Source organism: Bacteroides hominis (assembly GCF_033042785.2).
Lineage (GTDB): Bacteria > Bacteroidota > Bacteroidia > Bacteroidales > Bacteroidaceae > Bacteroides > Bacteroides hominis.
The window spans coordinates 3175901-3194091 of sequence record NZ_CP178829.1; the positions used below are offsets into that span (position 1 = coordinate 3175901).

Below are 18191 nucleotides of genomic sequence, written 5' to 3' on the forward strand. Positions count from 1 at the left end.
AGAATCTTTTTTAAGATTTCCTGAGTGGGAAATGTCCCGGTGACCGGTAACTGCCCTCACAGGTAAAAAGGAGGTGTGTTTCAGGAACTTTGATAGAAGTGTGACCTGTCAGGTCACACTTCTTAAAAGGTAAATATTTACTTTTGTAAGCCGGAACGTTTAGAACGATGAACTGTATAGAAATGAATACGATTCACCACAGAGTACACGGAGGACACAGAGTTTTAATCTCTTGTTTATTAAGATGTTTAAGAGAAAGATACTCTCTGTGTTCTCTGTGTCCTCCGTGGTGAATTAAACTCAAAAACAAATGGAAAGAAAACAATTTTTTATTCTTGAGAAAGATTTCCTGAACACACGGGAAGTGGGAGACTTGATAGAAGCTCTCGGACCGGGAGGAGTGGGGGCCTATATGGCAATTCTGATCTACTTGCGTCATCAGCCTGCCTATACGACGTGTTACAGACCTTCCTTATTGAGCCAGTTGGCGCGTTGCAATAACGGTACCGTTGAGTTGTTCAGAGATGTGCTGCTCAACTTCGGGCTTTTTGATTTTGGTGAAGGAGAGGAGCCGGAGTTTCATTCTTTTTATCTGGACCGAGTGATGGAACCTATGGACCGGAGATGTGCAAACAGCCGTCGTAATGGAGCGAAAGGAGGACGTCCGCCAAAGGTGGCTCGTACTGTGCATAATGTGATTCCGGAAGTGATGGAAGAGGTTACGGAACCTGTTGCGGAAGAACCTTTGCAACTTGCTGTGGCTGAGGAAGAAAAACCCAGAAAAACCTACAATACAATACAGAACAATACAGAACAATACAATACAACAACAGAAACAACAGAAAAGAGTAAAAGCGAAACCTCCGTGCTTGTTCCTGTTGCCGCCGCCATTGCTGCCACCACTGCCGTTGTTGGGGAGAACATACAATCTTTGTTTGGCTTCCGGACAGACCGGCGGATAAGGATGGACGAAACGCGGATCGACAGGCAATGCTGTATCGGGCATATCCCTATCGGTACGAGGCATTGGCGGGAGGATTGCAGATCTATCTCTTGTCTACCTCACTTGCTTGGAGTGTCCGGAAGAAGTGGCGATCGGAAAATAAGGGCCTCCGGCTGTCAGAGATCTGGTCCCTGACTGTCGGTGAGGTGTAGCCCGGCTGTCGGTGAGGTGTAGCCCGGCTGTCGGTGGGGTGTAGCCCGGCTGTCGGTGGGGTGTAGCCCGGCTGTCGGTGGGGTGTAGCCCGGCTGTCGGTGGGATGTAGCCCGGCTGTCGGTGAGGGGGTGCCCGGATGGGTATCCGTCGTAAAATGTTATCTTTGCACGTATCTAAAAACACAATAGAGTCATGAATACACCCGTAACCATTCCGTTGCGGAAACTCCCGATAGGGATACAAAGTTTCGAAAAACTGCTTATCGACGAGTACGATAAACTCGTTTGGCGACTATTGGTTCACCGGCGGAACCCCTGCTTTCCTGGTGGAAATGCTGCAGAAGACCAATTTCGGTTTACGGGAGATGGAAGGAATCGAAGTGCCCTCCACTTCGCTGAACGATGACCGTGCCAATGTGGGCAATCCCATTCCTATGATTTATCAGAGTGGCTGCCTGACTATCTTTGTAATAATCAGAAACTTAGATTCGATTCTGTGTCGTTCTGTGTCCTCTGTGGTGAGTAAGAACCGTTTATTTTGCTTGTTTCATCAACATTTTTAAGATTATCTTTGTTATTATTTGTATAGACACTAATTTTGATATGTTATAAAATTACCCTGTATTATGAAGAATACACTGCTCCATATCTGGAACTTCTATGTCGAAGGTTTTCGAAGCATGACTCTGGGCCGCACCCTGTGGCTGATTATACTGGTGAAACTCTTCATCATGTTCTTCATTCTCCGCCTCTTTTTCTTTCCTAACTTTCTGAGCAGCCAGCCTACCGACAAGGACAAGGAAGAATACGTTGCAGGCGAACTGATACAACGCGGGCAATAAACGGCTGAAGTTTAACTCTAACTACTAATGATATGATTGAAAGTATTGACACTTCACTTATTGACTGGTCGAGAGCCCAATTTGCTCTGACAGCCATGTACCATTGGATTTTTGTGCCGCTCACTCTCGGCTTGGCAGTCGTTATGGGTATCATGGAAACCCTTTATTATAAAACAGGCAATGAGTTCTGGAAACGGACAGCCAAGTTTTGGATGAAGATTTTCGGTATCAACTTTGCCGTAGGTGTAGCCACGGGACTGATCCTTGAGTTTGAGTTCGGAACCAACTGGAGTAACTATTCCTGGTTTGTAGGTGATATTTTTGGCGCGCCGCTTGCCATCGAGGGCATTTTGGCTTTCTTTATGGAGGCCACGTTTATTGCCGTCATGTTTTTCGGGTGGGATAAGGTCAGCAAAGGTTTCCACCTGACTTCTACCTGGCTCACAGGACTGGGAGCTACGATCTCCGCCTGGTGGATTCTGGTAGCCAATGCCTGGATGCAGCATCCGGTAGGTATGGAGTTCAATCCCGATACAGTGCGCAACGAGATGGTCGATTTCATGGCAGTTGCCTTTTCGCCTGTCGCCGTTAATAAATTTTGCCACACGGTGCTCTCGAGTTGGGTGCTGGGAGCTGTTTTCGTGATAGGCATCAGTTGCTGGTTCTTGCTGAAGAAGAGAGACAAGGAGTTTGCCATAGCCAGCATTAAGATTGGTGCCATCTTCGGGTTGGTAGCTTCGGTGCTGACGGTGTGGACCGGCGACGGTTCCGGTTATGCCGTTGCGCAAACACAGCCGATGAAACTGGCAGCGGTAGAAGGATATTACGAAGGACAGAACGGAGCCGGGCTGGTAGCTGTCGGGGTGCTGAATCCTGATAAGAAGACTTATGACGACGGTCAGAATCCGTTTTTGTTCCGTATAGAGATTCCAAAGATGCTCTCCTTTCTGGCCGAGCGTAAAGCAGATGCTTTTGTGCCGGGCATCAAAAATATCATTGAGGGGGGATACGAACTGAAAGACGGCACGAAAGCGCTTTCGGCTGCCGAGAAAATAGAACGGGGTAAAAAAGCGATTACTGCATTGGGCACCTATCGTGCGGCTAAAAAAGACGGTGACGAGGCTGCTATGCAGCAGGCATCCGCCACGCTGAAAGAGAATGTTGCCTATTTTGGTTATGGTTATATTAAGGATGTGAACCAATTGGTTCCCAATGTGCCGCTCAACTTTTATGCCTTCCGTGTGATGGTGATCTTGGGTGGATACTTTATCCTGTTCTTCATTGCGATTCTCTTCTTTGTCTATAAGAAAGACCTGTCGCAAATGCGATGGATGCAATACATCGGACTATGGACCATTCCGTTTGCTTACATTGCCGGACAGGCAGGATGGGTAGTGGCCGAATGTGGTCGCCAGCCTTGGGCGATACGGGACATGCTGCCCACGTCGGCAGCCATCTCAAAGTTGGATGTAGGCTCTGTACAGGCCACATTCTTCATATTCCTTATTCTGTTTACGGTAATGCTGATTGCGGAAATCGGCATCATGGTCCGGGAGATCAAGAAGGGACCGGCGGCTAATCATTAATCACGAACCATTAATCATTTAAACTATGGGTACATACATTTTTCTACAACAATATTGGTGGCTGGTAGTCTCACTGCTCGGGGCTATACTCGTATTCTTGCTGTTTGTGCAGGGTGGCAACTCTCTGCTGTTTTGTTTGGGTAAAACGGAGGAGCATCGCAAGATGATGGTAAATTCTACCGGGCGTAAGTGGGAATTTACGTTTACCACACTGGTCACTTTCGGTGGCGCGTTTTTTGCTTCATTTCCTCTGTTCTACAGTACCAGTTTCGGCGGCGCCTATTGGCTTTGGATGATCATTCTTTTCAGCTTCGTATTGCAGGCTGTCAGCTACGAATTTCAGAGCAAAGCGGGCAACCTGCTCGGGAAGAAGACTTACCGTACTTTTCTGGTGATCAACGGTGTGGTCGGCCCTCTGCTCTTGGGAGGTGCGGTAGCTACCTTCTTCACAGGGGCCGATTTTTATATCAATAAGGGCAATATGGTGAACGAGATTATGCCTGTCATCAGCCATTGGGGCAACGGCTGGCATGGGCTCGATGCGCTGACCAATATCTGGAATGTGATTCTGGGACTGGCCGTGTTTTTTCTGGCACGCATCCTGGGAGCTCTCTATTTCATCAATAACATAGCCGATAAGGAACTCGTCGGCAAGTGCCGTCGTTCGTTGATTGCGAATACAGCCCTGTTTCTGGTGTTCTTCCTAACTTTTGTGATCCGCACTTTGCTGGCCGACGGATATGCTGTCAATCCGGAAACAAAGGAGATCTATATGGAACCTTATAAGTATTTCAATAACTTTATCGAAATGCCGGTAGTGCTGATTATATTCCTTGCAGGGGTTGTGCTGGTGCTGTTCGGCATTGGCAAAACAATGTTGATGAAGACATTCGATAAAGGGATCTGGTTTGCCGGCATTGGTACGGTACTCACTGTCCTGGCACTGTTGCTTACTGCCGGATATAACAATACAGCTTATTATCCGTCTTACACGGATATACAAAGCTCTCTCACCCTTGCCAACAGTTGTTCCAGCCAGTTTACGCTGAAAACCATGGCTTACGTTTCTATCTTGGTTCCGTTTGTCATCGCCTACATCTTCTACGCCTGGCGCAGCATCGACAATCGTAAGATCGATGCAAAGGAAATGGACGAAGGCGGACATGCCTACTAAGATTTTTATCAGATAGAAGTACAGGATATCGGAATTTTATTACTTTTGTAGCGATGCTTATCTGCTCTTGACAAACGAAGGCGGATAAGCATTGTTTTTATCAGTAATTAAACAGACATACTATGAAACGAGTATTTGTATTTCAAGACTTTAAGTCTCAGAAGTTCTGGAGCATCGATGTTCGGGGAACCGATGTTGTTGTGAACTATGGCAAGTTGGGAACAGACGGACAAACACAAGTAAAGAATTTCTCGTCGGTCGAAGAGGCCGAAAAGGCCGCTGCCAAATTAGTGGCGGAGAAGACGAAGAAAGGATATGTGGAAACCCGGGAAGAGGTTGCCAAGGAAATGAAGGTGGAAGCTAAAAAGTATGCGCTGAGCTATGACGAGGCAGAAGAAGGCGTGAACTTGATGGATAGGATATTGAAGGATAAAAAGCTGCCGTCGCTCAGGCAGATTACGATCGGCTGTTGGGGGTACGACGGAGAGGACTGCTCGGCTATTGCCGACGGCATTGTGGCGAATAAGGAAAAGTTTGCCCATCTTGAGGGCCTGTTCTGGGGAGACATGGATTCTGAAGAACAGGAGATCTCCTGGATTGAGCAGGTGGATTTAGGTCCGGTGTTGGACGTGATGCCCTTGCTGAACAATCTCAAGATTAAAGGCACCAATAATCTGAGCATTGGCAAGAAACCTCGTCCCAACCTGAAGTCACTTGAGATTATCAGTGGTGGCCTGCCCGATTCGGTGGTGGAGGACATTCTGGGATCCGACCTCTCTAACCTTGAAAAGCTGGTCCTTTATGTAGGAGTGGAAGACTACGGATTTGAGGGTGATCTGGCTGTATTCAAGCCTCTCTTCTCCAAAGACCGTTTTCCTAAACTGAAATGGCTGGGCATTGTCGATGCGGAAGAACAAGATGCTGTTGTGGAGATGTTCCTCGAATCGGATATTCTTCCGCAACTGGAGACGATGGATATCTCTGCCGGAGTATTGACAGACAAGGGAGCACAACTGTTGCTGGATCATGTGGACAAGATCAGCCACTTGAAGTTTATCAATATGAAATACAATTACCTGAGTGACGAGATGAAAAAGGAGTTGCAGAAGGCACTGCCGGTGAAGATCGACGTTTCCGACTCACAGGAGTATGATGATGATTACAGTTTCCCAATGATTACGGAGTAAATGAATGAAGATATGTGTTGTCAGTAATTCGACTTCAAAACGTACGGACTACTTTATCAAAGCGGGTAGAAGCCTCGGGGCGGATACCTGCTTTGTCACATACGATGAGTTGATGGCTACTCTTCCGGAGTATCGTGATACGGTTGTGAAGCTGGAACCTCCGGTGTTTCAGGAAACGGACTTCCGGAAATACAATTCGCTTTGCCGGGATTACAGGGAGATGTTGAGGCGCTTAGCCGCTGTGGATAGACCGGAGGGCGTGCATTTTCTGAACGAGCCGAGTGCAATTCTCTGTGCTTTGGATAAGGTCCGCACTCAGCAGAAACTGGCCGGGGCAGGCTTGAAAACAACCCCGTTGTTCTCGGCGGCACTACGCACTTTTGATGAACTGGCCGAACTGCTTTACCGACAGAAGAGGGGAGGGTTTCTTAAACCTCGCTATGGCTCCGGAGCCGGAGGGGTAATGGCTGTCAGATACAATCATCGCCGGGACGAATGGGTGGCTTATACGACCATGCGTTGGGCGGGAGATCATGCTTATAATGAAAAACGTATCTGCCGGTTGACAAACCGGAAAGAGATTGCTGTGCTGGCAGAAGAAGTCATGCGATGCGGAGCTGTCCTTGAAGAGTGGATGGTAAAAGAAAAACTGGAAGGGGAGAATTATGACTTGCGTGTTGTCTGTAGGGAAGATGAAGTCGACTATGTCGTGGTACGTTGTAGCAAAGGTGCCATAACCAATCTTCATCTGAACAACAAAGCAAGGCTGTTCGGAGAGCTTTCGCTTGCACCTTCCGTCCGTGAGGAGCTTTTTTGCCGGAGCATTGCCGCCACGCGGGCTCTGGGACTGCGGTATGCAGGCATAGATGTGCTGATTGCACGGAACACGGATACACCTTATATTATAGAGGTGAACGGACAGGGAGATCATATCTATCAGGATATGTTTACGGAGAATAAGATATACACCAATCAGATAAGAACGATAGAATCACTTTTCAATGGAAATAGATGAACTGCCATCCGGTAAGCAAGACCGGAAACCGGATATAGATATGAATGGAATTGTGGGCACGCATGACATACTGATGCTCTGTTTCGACACCTTGCGCTATGACGTCAGTGTGGCCGAAGAGGCTTCCGGGGGAACTCCCGTACTGAATAGCTATGGCAGTGGCTGGGAGAAGAGGCATGCTCCCGGCAATTTTACCTATCCCTCGCATTTCGCCATTTTTGCCGGATTCTTGCCTTCACCTGCCGAACCCCATGTGTTGCGCAGCCGGAAGTGGCTTTTTTTCCCTTTTCAGGCCGGCACGGGGCGCATACCTCCGGAGGGCAGTTATGCTTTTAAAGAAGCTACATTCGTACAGAGCCTGTCCAATATCGGTTATGAAACCATCTGTATCGGCGGAGTCAGCTTTTTCAGTAAACGGAATGACATCGGAAGGGTATTTCCCGGTTATTTCAATAAAAGTTACTGGCTGCCTGCTTTTGGCTGCACGGATAAGAACAGTGCCGCCAATCAGGTGGACTTTGCTGTCAGTAAACTGGAAAAGTATCCGGCGGACCGGAGAGTATTCATGTATATCAATTTCTCGGCCATCCATTATCCCAACTGCCATTATGTAGAGGGTAAGAAGAAAGACGACAAAGAGTCACATGCTGCGGCTTTACGATACGTTGACAGTCAGTTGCCCCGCTTGTTCGAGGCTTTCAGAAGACGTTCGGATACATTGGTCATTGCTTTGTCCGATCATGGCACCTGTTATGGTGAGGACGGTTACGAGTATCACTGCATTTCCCACGAGAAGGTATATACGGTGCCTTATAAACATTTTATTCTCAGAAAATGAACGATCAGCAGCAGATTTCACGATATATCAGCTATATGTACAGTTATCCGCATAAGACGGCTTACCGTACTTTTAATCCTCCGGTCTCTCTTGCCCCTTATTTTGAACGGTTGGCAGGGGGGCAGGCAAGTCTATATTTTCATATCCCTTTCTGTGCCCATAAGTGCGGTTATTGCAATCTGTTTTCACAGCAGAGCTGTGATGGAGGGCGTATCTCGGCATATCTCCGTACGATGCGTCGTCAGGCAGAACAGTTGTCCGTGGCGGCACAAGATCTGAAATTTACTTCGTTTGCAGTTGGGGGAGGTACTCCGCTTATTCTGAACGAAAAGCAGTTGGATGAACTGTTTTGCATAGCCGAGCTGTTCGGCGTACGTCCTTCGGAGGTATTCACTTCCATCGAAACTTCACCGGAGTATGCCGACAAGAAAGTTTTGCGGCAATTGCGGACGAGGGGGGTGGAACGGTTGAGCATGGGTGTACAGAGTTTCAATGATGCGGAGTTGAAAAAACTGAAAAGGAGGCCTGTGCTTGCTACCGTGATCGATGCACTTCAAAATATTCGGGAAGCGGACTTCCCGCAGTTGAACCTCGACCTGATTTATGGCATTGAGGGACAGACGGTGGATAGCTTTATTCACTCGCTTACCACTGCGCTTACTTATCGCCCCGACGAATTATTTATTTATCCTCTTTATGTCCGGCCGGGTACACGTATCGATGTACGCTCAACGGATGACATGTGTTATGCTATTTACAGGTCAGCTCGTGAACTGTTGGTGGAGCAGGGATTTGTGCAGACTTCCATGCGTCGCTTTGTTAAACGGAAAACAGTGGAACTGGAGTTCTCCTGTGGCGATGAAACCATGCTGTCCTGTGGTTCCGGGGGACGGAGCTATCTGGGAGATTTACATTATGCCACTCCATACGCTGTGCGGCAGGAAGCCATAGCCGGAGAGATAGACCGTTATATCCGGACTGCTGATTTTTTGACGGTAACCAATGGTTATTTGCTTTCCGCGGAAGAGGTACAAATAAGGTTTATTATAAAGAACCTGATGTATTATCGGGGGCTGGACACGGCGGAGTATGAACGACGTTTTGGTAAGGAGCCGGACAGAACGCTCTTCCGGGAATTTACAGACCGGGGGTGGATTGAAGAGAAAAACCGGGTTCTGCTTCTTACGGAAGAAGGAATGGCCTACTCCGATTACATCGGCCAGTCTTTTGTTTCACCTGCCGTAAGGAGACTGATGTCCGAGTATATATATCCTTGATCAACTTTGCACGATGGGGGCTTTGAGTACTATCCGGAATATCTATTATAGGGGCAGTCTGGAATATTGCAATTATACATGTTCGTATTGTCCGTTTGGCAGGAAATCCGCATCTGCCGATACGGACGGTGACCGGGAAGCGCTGCACCGTTTTATTTCACGTATCGGTCAGTGGAAGCATGGGGCGTTGCGTATTCTGATTATCCCTTATGGAGAAGCGATGATACATCGGTATTACAGAGAAGGTATCATTCGTCTGGCTGCCATGCCCCATGTGGCCGGGGTTTCTTGTCAGACCAACCTGTCCTTTTCAGTTTCCCGTTTTCTGGATGAAGTTGAAGAGGCTCGGGCAGATGTCACCAAAATCAAATTCTGGGGGAGCTACCATCCTGAGATGGCGGATGTCACAGATTTTGCGTCTAAAATAGAAAAACTGCATGCGGCTGGTATTGAGGTCTGTGCGGGAGTGGTTGGTGATCCTTCGGCAAAGGAACAGATCCGGAGGTTGAGGCTGCTGCTGGATCCGTCGGTTTACTTGTTTGTGAACGCAATGCAAGGTTTACGGAAGCCGCTTTCGGAGGAAGATGTCCGTTTTTTTAACGAGATGGATAATCTGTTCGATTATGATCGGCGGAACGCAAAAGCATGTTTGAATAATTGTTCCGGAGGCAGAGAGAGTCTGTTTGTTGACCGGGAAGGGGGGATGTATGCCTGCCCGAGAAGTGGGGTGCGGACAGGGAATTTCTACGATGATTCTGCTTCGCTCCTTCAGCCTTCTTGTCTCCGTAAAGTATGCGATTGCTATATTGCTTTCAGCAATCTGCGGGATACGCCTCTGAGGAGAATGATGGGAGAAGGGGCATTGTGGCGTATACCGGAGAGGAAAAAGGTCAGGGCTGTATTCTTTGATATTGACGGTACATTGACAGATGTGCAGGGGAGGATTCCCGGGCGTACCGTTTCTGCACTAAAATATATGTCCGGTCGCTTACCTCTGTACCTGAGTACTGCCTTGCCGATGGCACACGCCAAGAAGCGGCTTGGTGATGTGTTCGACTTGTTTTCGGGAGGGGTTTTTGCCGATGGGGGCTTTCTGTGTTATGAAGATACCGTTGAATGTGTTCCGGTTGAACATCCTGTGGCTCTTGATTTCCCCGGTTGCCGGATCACTCGTTATACTTGGAAAGGGGAAATCTTTAAGTATGCCGTGCTTGCGTCTACTGTCCGGGAAGCTACTCGGTTGTCGGCCGGATTGGAGGGGGAGGCATATCAACTGTATCAGGAAGGCCGGTTGCTGACAGTGGTGGACAGCAGGGCGGGAAAAAAGAATGGACTGATGACTCTATGTTCGAGGTTGGGAATCTCTTTGCGGGAGATTCTGGTGGTAGGTAATACGATGCACGATTGGCCGATGATGTCAGTTGCCGGTTATTCTTGTGCAGTGATGGATGCGGAAGAAGAGTTGAAGAAACTATCGGGATATATTCTGAATCCCGATAGTATTCCTGTCTTTTTTGATATCTGACTTTATTTGGCTACGTTGTTTATGGGTTTTCCACCGATGTATGCTTTCAGGTTGTCAACCAGAATGGTCATCAGACGTTCACGGGCGGCGGAAGTAGCCCAGGCTATATGCGGGGTGATATAGCAATTTCTGGCAGTCAGCAATGGGTTGTCCGCACGTGGAGGCTCGGTGGAGAGTACATCCAATCCGGCAGCATAAATCTTATAATTATTCAGGGCGTCTGCCAGGTCTTGTTCATTGATCAAAGGGCCGCGACTGGTGTTGATTAAGATGGCGTTTGGTTTCATCAGTTCAAGGCGGCGGGCATTAACCAGATCACGGGTTGATTCCGTTAACGGACAATGCAGACTGACGATGTCGCATTCACGGAAAATCTGGTCGAGTTCCGCTTTTCTGATTTCGGGAGGCAACTGAAGCCGTGACTTGGAGGTATAGGCCCACACTTTCATTCCGAACCCGATTGCGATACGGGCTGTATTATATCCGGTCTGTCCCAGTCCGATAAGACCGATTTTCTTTCCTAACAGCTCTATAAGCGGGGTATCCCAGTAACAAAAATCCTGATTCCGGGTCCACTGCCCTCCACGCACTTCGTCTGCATAGTGTTGCACTCGCTGAGTGATATTCAGGATATGGGCAAAAACCATCTGTCCGACGGATGGAGTGCTGTAAGCCGGGATGTTGGTAACCACAATACCGCGTTCTTTGGCTGCCGCAATATCAATAATGTTATATCCGGTGGCTATTACGCCGATATACTTCAGGTTAGGCAAAGAGGCCATGTGCTCTGCGGTGATCACGGCTTTGTTGGTAAGGATGGCCTCGGCGTCCTTCGCATGTGTAAGCACCTCTTCGGGGGCTGTGCGATCATAGATTTCACACTCACCTAAAGTTCTCAATTCATCCCAGTTCAGATCTCCGGGGTTGGCGGCATAGCCGTCTAAAACTACTATCTTCATAAATTATTAGGTGTTAAGTATTAAGTTTGTGTACTTGAATACTGAATTAATAACTCTTTATCTAATAAAACAATTACAGATGTTTAATAGTTCTTTTCATTTCCCCAGAGTTGTTTCATTCGTTCGGCATGTTTCTGTTCAGCCGGGTTGTGTTGGGGCTGCCATATTTGCTTATTCTTGATTTCGTCCGGCAGGAATTGCTGTTTTACGAAATTACCTTCATAATTATGGGCATATTTATATTCCTGGCCATATCCTAACTGCTTCATCAGTTTGGTGGGAGCATTGCGCAGGTGCAGAGGTACCGGTAGGTTGCCGGTTTCGCGCACCAATGCCAGTGCATCGTTGATAGCATTGTAGGCTGAGTTGCTTTTAGGGCTGGTTGCCAGATAAATGGTGGTTTCCGCCAATGGGATTCTTCCTTCCGGCCAGCCTATTTTCATCAACGTGTCAAAACAGGCATTAGCCAATAGCAGTGCATTCGGATTGGCCAGGCCAATGTCTTCCGAAGCCGAGATGACCAGACGTCTGGCAATGAATGCCGGGTCTTCTCCTCCTTCTACCATACGTGCCAGCCAGTAAATGGCACCGTCGGGATCGCTGCCCCGGATCGATTTGATAAATGCTGAAATAATATCGTAATGCATCTCGCCGTCTTTATCATAAGCCAGCGGATTCTGCTGTAAGCGTTCGGTTACCAGATCGTCAGTGATAACTACGGTCTCTTCCGTTTCCGACTCTACTACGAGTTCCAGTATATTCAGCAGCTTGCGGGCATCGCCTCCCGAAAAACGAAGCATGGCACTGGTTTCTTTCAGTTCTATTTTACGTTCTTTCAGTACGGTATCGGTAGTGATGGCACGTTGAAGCAATTCAAGCAGGTCCTCTTTCTCCAGAGACTTCAGTGTATAGAGCTGGCAACGGGAGAGGAGTGGACGGATTACCTCAAAAGACGGGTTCTCCGTGGTGGCACCTATCAGAGTAACTGTTCCGTGCTCGACAGCTCCCAGCAACGAGTCCTGCTGAGATTTGCTGAATCGGTGTATTTCGTCGATAAACAAGATGGGACTGGACTGAGTGAAGAATTTGTTGCTTTTGGCGCGATCTATCACTTCGCGCACGTCTTTCACGCCCGATGTTACGGCACTCAGTGTATAAAAAGGGGTTTCCAGCTTGTTGGCTATTATCTGGGCCAGTGTTGTTTTACCGACTCCCGGAGGCCCCCACAGGATAAATGAAGAGATACGTCCTGCATCAATCATCTTGCGCAAGATAGCACCCGGTCCCACAAGGTGTTTCTGACCGATATAATCATCTAATGTCTTTGGCCGTAGCCTTTCCGCTAATGGTTGCATATCTATTTGTAATGAATCTGTTTATTAGTCGATCACCGTCCCCATCACCTGTACATCTGTGATGGCGGCTTTTTCTCCGATGAAACTGATACGTATGAAACGTCCCTGTATACCCGGAACAACCTGGATCATCCGAATGTTCTCGTTTTGTTTATAGTTGGTCTGATCCGGAATAAGTGTCCAGTGTTCTCTATCCATCGATGCCTCCACTTTGTATTGGTAATGGTCCGTATCCGGAAATGCGATTCGGATGTGGCGTATGGACAAACCTTTCTCTGTGTCCAATGTCCAGGAGCGTTCCGGGTCGTTGCCGGCAGCTTGCCAATAGGTGGCTCCATCTCCATCGGCAGCAAATGCGGACGAGTGTCCGTCGGCCGATGAACTGCAGAAGGTCGGATTATTGGGCCCGAAGGTTTGCAGGTTATCTGTTTTATCCTGAACCTCAAAACGTGTATAAGGTCGGTCTTTCACTTTGCAGGCTTCGGTATAAGGAGTGCTTCCGATGAACCGGAGTGTGATCTCGGCAGGCTCGAGCCCCGGCGAGGTAGCCCGTATCACGGTTTCTCCGGCATAGTATGACCGGAATTCAATCGCGGCTTTTCCATCGAGAATACGGATATCACTCTCTTTTTCAAATAGGATCGAGGTACCGGTAGGAAACTCTCCCGGACCGGATATGATGTTGAGGCTGACTGCCGGAGAATTGTTGACCGGTTTACCGTCTGCATCCAGAATGGTTACCGACAACATAACGTCATCTGTCCCGTCTGTCTTTATCTGGTTCGTTTGATCGGCTGTCAGGGCAATGCGTGCAGGTGTTCCTGCCTCTGGCCACTTCGGCGGAGCAATCCCTTTGTAGGCATTGCGGTACCAATACCAGGCACGTTTGGGAATCCGGAAATAATCGATAATTCCCATTTTCCCAAGAGCACTTCCGGCTATACTCCCGTGGTCGAATGCGCACCAGATGGCTTGTCCGCTACGCCAGGCAAAGCCATTTTGCGCATTATTCTTTGCCAAGTCTCCCCAGCCCGGATCGTACTCTCCCGGACGGTCGGCTGTCGTGCTGCCATACTCTGAAACTACCGTCGGTATGCCCGGTTGCTGAAACTCGGGGATGTAGCTACCGTCACCGTTATATCCGGCTATATCACCCAACTTGTCAATTCGTTTCTCTCCCAACGGACGTTGAGCACCGCCAATGGCCGCCGGACGGGTTGGATCGAGTTGCTTGGAGAGTTTGACGGTTTCTGACAGTAACTTGCGCATTGGGTCGATCGTTTCGGGTGCGGTAAAGAACGGTTCGTTACTCATACTCCATACAACAATAGAAGGATGGTTGCGGTGGATGCGGATCAATTCTTTTAGTTGGGCTTTTACACTGCTCTCAAATCCTGCCCTGTCTGCTTCATTTACGGGATATGCACTTGCGTTCCAGTAGCCATCTCCTTTGTGACCTCCGATTCCCCAAAATGCATTCTCTGCCCAGAATAGCATACCTATTTCATCGCATGCTTGTGAGAAAGCCGGTGAATGGGGGTAATGCGAACCTCGTATCAGGTTGAAGCCGGCTTCTTTTACCAGACGGATATCTCTTCGCATACTGGTTTCGGTCACGGCATCTCCCCATCCGGCATGATCCTGATGAACATTGGCTCCCTTAAAATAATAATGTTCCCCGTTCAGGAAGAATCCCCGGTCCGGTGTCCATTCAAACCAGCGGAATCCGAAAGACGTTTCATAGCGGTCTATCAATTTTTCTCCGTGGTAAAGCGAGCTGACCACTTTGTAAAGTGCAGGATGATCGGGATGCCACAGTTCCGGTGCTTGAATCTCGCGGGTTTGCTGCTCAAATGTGTAGGTTGCGTTGTCCGGCAATGATTGTGATGTAGAAACAGAAGCCGCTTCTTTGCCTCGGGGATCGATAACAGTGGTCAGAAGTCGGTAAGTTTCTGTTTTTCCGGAACGATTGCATACATCTGTCCGTATGTGGACGCTCCCTGACTTTCCCTTTTTTTCTCCTAAGTCCGGTGTGGTGACCAATGTGCCATACCAATCGATATAGGTCGGTTCTTTGATCACTAAGCGTACGTTCCTGTAAATGCCTCCGCTGAATACATGTTCGCCTGCACGTGGAGCGAGGTCAGGTCGCCAGCAGTTGTTAACCCGAACCGCTATCTGGTTTTTTCCTTCTTTCAGATAGTTCGATATATCAATGGAAAATCCGGTATATCCTCCTTGGTGGGTTCCTGCCCGATGTCCGTTCACAAAAACTTCCGCTTCCTGAAATACACCGTCGAATTCAAGAAAGCTCCTTTTGCCAAGCACTTCTTTCTTTATCGGAAAGGCTTTGCGGTACCATCCGTAACCTACATAAAAATCTTTCGACATGAAGTATGGAGTACTGAAAGAGTGGGGAAGTCCCGTCCTTTCCCAGTCGGAATCGTCAAAATCCGGTCGGGAAGCACTCTTGAAGTCTCCCCGGCAATATTTCCATTCTCGGTTGAAGTTGATGGTTTGTCGTGGGGAATCCGCCCGGCAAACATGGATTGCACTGCTTAACATAAGAAAAACCAACCATAGCTTCATGCCATTGCAGGTGTGTACTGTGAAATTCATCGTATTGAGGTTTTATAGTGTGAATGATAGATAGGCGGATCAGAATACTACCTGAATCATAAACCGGATACCTTGTTTGTTGATTCCCGGGTGGTTCAGGTAAGTCAGACGGCGTACGTATTCGATATGCAACAATTTAAAGATGTTGTAAATGCCCACACTGGCTTCCAGGTAAGGTACTTTCGGATCCATCACATAGCTGGTGTAGCTGCCGTCCCGTTGCGGGAAATCAAACAGTTCCGGATTATTGCTCTTAAACGGGTTATTCTTATCCGTCAGGTTGCCGTATAGAGCGCGGAAACGGAATACTTCTCTCCACTTCAGTTTCTTAATCAGCGGGATGCGGTTGAAAAGTTTACCATTCATGTCATATGTGAGTGCCAGCGATGCATAACGGTCGTTGAGGAACTCCATATTATTGATCAGGTTGAACGTTTCTTTCTGTGTGATATACGATAGGTTGGCGGCTGGCAAAATAAGTAATGGGAACGGAACGGTATTCCATTGTGCACCTCCTTTTAAGGTAACATCTACTTTACCCCAGGACGAGAGCCAGAAGCGCTTCCAGATACTTGCCTCCGTCAGGTTGAAATTATATTCTCCTCCTAAAACACCTTTAAATCCGGTAGTGTGGGAGAGGGTGAAGATGGGAGCATCCAGCGATACCGGACGACGGCGTTGCTTTGTATTGACGAAGGTCTCGCCCGGCGCATAACGTAAGGTTAGCCCCAATTCGGCGGTAGTTATATCGGGTACGATGGTTTTGGCAGCATCATTGCGGATGTATTGCAACTTGCCTGCCGGAGTATCTTCCCGGTGTCGCGCCATGGCCGCAACCGAGAAACCCGATAAAGTTTCCATTTCATATCTCAGTGTGGCGTCCCGTACGTATGACATCTGGTCGACGGTTGTGGTTTTCCACGCTACGAATACGTTATCCTTATCCGTGTCGAGGAATTTATCCATTGGCGACATGACGTCGTAGCGGTAGGAGGCCGAGATGTAATGCTTCGGGAATTCCCAGGGGAAGAATTCGCATTTGCGGAAAGAGTAGGTCACATTACCTTCATATTTCCATTTTTTATCTTTGAGTCCGTACGCTCCGTATCCATTGAAGAACCAGTGGGGATTCAGCTTGGCAGTAGTCATACCGCTGAGACGGAAACGGGTACCATCCACATAATTGCTCGATATCATGGTGTTGATCGGTCCGAAGTCAAACTTACTCGGATGTTCTTTGGTTCCGGTTTCCACATAGTTTTCTATCAACGCTTTTGCTCCGAATATCACATATTTGAATCCGGGTATTTGTTCCAGCCGGTTCATGAAAAGATCCATACTGCTCTCGGTCTTTGTTAGAGGCACCTGGCGTACTCCGGCCCAATATTCGTCACTTTTGGTCAGCATGTCCGCCTCTTTGATCACACTTCCTTTCAAACGGAAAAGTCGTGGCTCGATGGGGTCGAAGACATAATTGCTATATTTGGTTGTTCGTTTTACCTGGATGCCCTGAATAGCTTTCATGACTAAAAGATCCACAGTCATATCGTCGTCTGTCAGCACCCAGTTGCCATTGGGAAGCTGTTCATATTGCTGTACGACGTCCAGATTTTCTACAAAGTTTACTCCTGTCTTTTTAGGCAGATTCATGGTGCACTTTTTCACTGCATAGGTAGAGTCGTCCAGTACATACAGGTGTCCGGTGAATCCGAAGTCCTGAGAGTTCTGTGGGACGAAGGTGAGATGCACGCATTTATCTTTATCCACCATCACAGTGTCCATCAGGTAGAATTTATAGAAAGAGATGGCTCCGCTTCCGATTGGACTTACGAAACGGCGTTGCAACAGGCGGATATCATCATCATAGATATTGATATCGGCAAATACATCATTGAGGATGGTACCCAGCATATCACCTGTTGAGAAGAATTCTTCCACGCCATTGGAGTTCATACCTTCGATTATGGTCTTTTTGCTTTCCGGGTCCTTCCGGTAAATGGTTTTGGAAGACGTTTCCTGCACCGAAATAGGCAGAATCAGTTTGTTGGTTTCAGGCGAAACCTCAACCTGGTCTTTGAGGAAAGAAAACTTTTTATAGATTCCTTTTTCAAGGCTTTCGGGTGTCACGTCATTGAGTGACATCTTCATCTTCTGATACTTGTTGTACTGATAATAGTCGTTGGTTTCCAGCTTCTGAGCTTTCTTGTGGTCGATGACCTTTCGCATGAACTCCACAGCGGGATTGTTTTTCCGGGAATACTTTTCTTTTTTAGGTTTTATCACCACCTCGTCCAGCGTGACATCATCTGGTGAGAGCACCACATTCAGTTCTTTGGCACCTGCCGGAATTTTCACTTTCTTGGTGATATACCCCACTGCAGAGAAGGTCAGTTCGTTCCAACCTTTGCGGGTTTCTACCTGATATTCTCCGTTAGCATTGGATATACCGCCTACGCCTTTTCCTTCATAGAAAACGGAAATGTACATTAGCGGCTCATGTGAAATAGAATCAGTGATTACTCCCTTCAACTGTGCAAAAGCCTGTGGTGCAGAGAGGATAAGGAAGACTACTATTAATAGTTTAGAATATTGTTGTTTCATACACACTTCATCTCATCGTGAGACTGCAAAGGTAATAAATTCCTTTTGATTGAACGGA

General features: G+C 47.8%; 13 protein-coding genes and 1 pseudogene. 10 read left to right on the top strand and 4 right to left on the bottom strand.

What is annotated here, in order from left to right; genetic code table 11:
- Window positions 1–310: 310 nt before the first annotated feature.
- The 10 genes and pseudogenes from R3O62_RS13280 to R3O62_RS13325 all read left to right on the top strand — a co-directional run bounded on the left by R3O62_RS13280 (window position 311) and on the right by R3O62_RS13325 (window position 10599).
- Complete coding sequence (locus R3O62_RS13280; RefSeq protein WP_005776678.1) at window positions 311–1138, top strand: DUF4373 domain-containing protein; 828 nt, start codon at window positions 311–313, stop codon at window positions 1136–1138.
- 301 nt (window positions 1139–1439) lie between these two features.
- Window positions 1440–1619, top strand: a pseudogene (locus tag R3O62_RS13285) (AAA family ATPase); the annotation flags it as partial.
- Window positions 1620–1781: 162 nt separating this feature from the next.
- Window positions 1782–1997 carry a DUF4492 domain-containing protein gene (locus R3O62_RS13290; protein WP_005776680.1) on the top strand — a complete coding sequence of 72 codons (216 nt, stop codon included), beginning with the start codon at window positions 1782–1784 and terminating at the stop codon, window positions 1995–1997.
- 32 nt (window positions 1998–2029) lie between these two features.
- A complete protein-coding gene (locus R3O62_RS13295) occupies window positions 2030–3583 on the top strand; it encodes a cytochrome ubiquinol oxidase subunit I (protein WP_005776681.1) in 1554 nt (517 codons plus the stop codon).
- Window positions 3584–3608: 25 nt separating this feature from the next.
- Window positions 3609–4757 carry a cytochrome d ubiquinol oxidase subunit II gene (gene cydB, locus R3O62_RS13300; protein WP_317472862.1) on the top strand — a complete coding sequence of 383 codons (1149 nt, stop codon included), beginning with the start codon at window positions 3609–3611 and terminating at the stop codon, window positions 4755–4757.
- A 122-nt stretch (window positions 4758–4879) separates the two neighbouring features.
- Window positions 4880–5944, top strand: coding sequence for an STM4015 family protein (locus R3O62_RS13305; RefSeq protein WP_032540562.1), 1065 nt, complete (start codon window positions 4880–4882; stop codon window positions 5942–5944).
- A gap of 4 nt (window positions 5945–5948) precedes the next feature.
- Window positions 5949–6959: an STM4014 family protein gene (locus R3O62_RS13310; protein WP_317472863.1), complete on the top strand. Its 1011-nt coding sequence runs from the start codon at window positions 5949–5951 to the stop codon at window positions 6957–6959.
- Window positions 6946–7797, top strand: a complete 852-nt coding sequence (locus R3O62_RS13315) for an STM4013/SEN3800 family hydrolase (RefSeq protein ID WP_005808788.1) — start codon at window positions 6946–6948, stop codon at window positions 7795–7797. Before R3O62_RS13310 ends, R3O62_RS13315 begins: the two co-directional genes overlap by 14 nt.
- Window positions 7794–9074, top strand: a complete 1281-nt coding sequence (locus tag R3O62_RS13320) for an STM4012 family radical SAM protein (protein ID WP_195316507.1) — start codon at window positions 7794–7796, stop codon at window positions 9072–9074. Before R3O62_RS13315 ends, R3O62_RS13320 begins: the two co-directional genes overlap by 4 nt.
- A gap of 13 nt (window positions 9075–9087) precedes the next feature.
- Entirely contained in the window at window positions 9088–10599 is a 1512-nt protein-coding gene (locus tag R3O62_RS13325) for an STM4011 family radical SAM protein (RefSeq protein WP_032540568.1), read from the top strand.
- A 2-nt stretch (window positions 10600–10601) separates the two neighbouring features.
- Here the strand turns inward: R3O62_RS13325 and R3O62_RS13330 are convergent, their stop codons facing one another.
- The 4 genes from R3O62_RS13330 to R3O62_RS13345 all read right to left on the bottom strand — a co-directional run bounded on the left by R3O62_RS13330 (window position 10602) and on the right by R3O62_RS13345 (window position 18133).
- A complete protein-coding gene (locus R3O62_RS13330; protein WP_005776688.1) occupies window positions 10602–11558 on the bottom strand; it encodes a D-2-hydroxyacid dehydrogenase in 957 nt (318 codons plus the stop codon).
- Window positions 11559–11641: 83 nt separating this feature from the next.
- Complete coding sequence (locus R3O62_RS13335) at window positions 11642–12913, bottom strand: replication-associated recombination protein A (protein WP_005808784.1); 1272 nt, start codon at window positions 12911–12913, stop codon at window positions 11642–11644.
- Between the two features lie 24 nt (window positions 12914–12937).
- Window positions 12938–15532 carry a glycoside hydrolase family 2 protein gene (locus R3O62_RS13340; protein WP_317472864.1) on the bottom strand — a complete coding sequence of 865 codons (2595 nt, stop codon included), beginning with the start codon at window positions 15530–15532 and terminating at the stop codon, window positions 12938–12940.
- Window positions 15533–15571: 39 nt separating this feature from the next.
- The gene (locus R3O62_RS13345) at window positions 15572–18133 is read right to left on the bottom strand and encodes a DUF5686 and carboxypeptidase-like regulatory domain-containing protein (RefSeq protein ID WP_032541386.1); all 2562 of its coding nucleotides are present in this window, start codon (window positions 18131–18133) and stop codon (window positions 15572–15574) included.
- Window positions 18134–18191 lie beyond the last annotated feature (58 nt).

What these genes read in the sequence shown, in the direction of transcription:
- R3O62_RS13340 (WP_317472864.1), bottom strand. Translation starts at nt 15,532, where the DNA reads ATGAATTTCACAGTACACACCTGCAATGGCATGAAGCTATGGTTGGTT.
- R3O62_RS13330 (WP_005776688.1), bottom strand. Translation starts at nt 11,558, where the DNA reads ATGAAGATAGTAGTTTTAGACGGCTATGCCGCCAACCCCGGAGATCTG.
- R3O62_RS13325 (WP_032540568.1), top strand. Translation starts at nt 9,088, where the DNA reads ATGGGGGCTTTGAGTACTATCCGGAATATCTATTATAGGGGCAGTCTG.
- R3O62_RS13280 (WP_005776678.1), top strand. Translation starts at nt 311, where the DNA reads ATGGAAAGAAAACAATTTTTTATTCTTGAGAAAGATTTCCTGAACACA.
- R3O62_RS13290 (WP_005776680.1), top strand. Translation starts at nt 1,782, where the DNA reads ATGAAGAATACACTGCTCCATATCTGGAACTTCTATGTCGAAGGTTTT.
- R3O62_RS13315 (WP_005808788.1), top strand. Translation starts at nt 6,946, where the DNA reads ATGGAAATAGATGAACTGCCATCCGGTAAGCAAGACCGGAAACCGGAT.
- R3O62_RS13295 (WP_005776681.1), top strand. Translation starts at nt 2,030, where the DNA reads ATGATTGAAAGTATTGACACTTCACTTATTGACTGGTCGAGAGCCCAA.
- R3O62_RS13310 (WP_317472863.1), top strand. Translation starts at nt 5,949, where the DNA reads ATGAAGATATGTGTTGTCAGTAATTCGACTTCAAAACGTACGGACTAC.
- R3O62_RS13305 (WP_032540562.1), top strand. Translation starts at nt 4,880, where the DNA reads ATGAAACGAGTATTTGTATTTCAAGACTTTAAGTCTCAGAAGTTCTGG.
- R3O62_RS13345 (WP_032541386.1), bottom strand. Translation starts at nt 18,133, where the DNA reads ATGAAACAACAATATTCTAAACTATTAATAGTAGTCTTCCTTATCCTC.
- R3O62_RS13320 (WP_195316507.1), top strand. Translation starts at nt 7,794, where the DNA reads ATGAACGATCAGCAGCAGATTTCACGATATATCAGCTATATGTACAGT.
- R3O62_RS13335 (WP_005808784.1), bottom strand. Translation starts at nt 12,913, where the DNA reads ATGCAACCATTAGCGGAAAGGCTACGGCCAAAGACATTAGATGATTAT.
- cydB (WP_317472862.1), top strand. Translation starts at nt 3,609, where the DNA reads ATGGGTACATACATTTTTCTACAACAATATTGGTGGCTGGTAGTCTCA.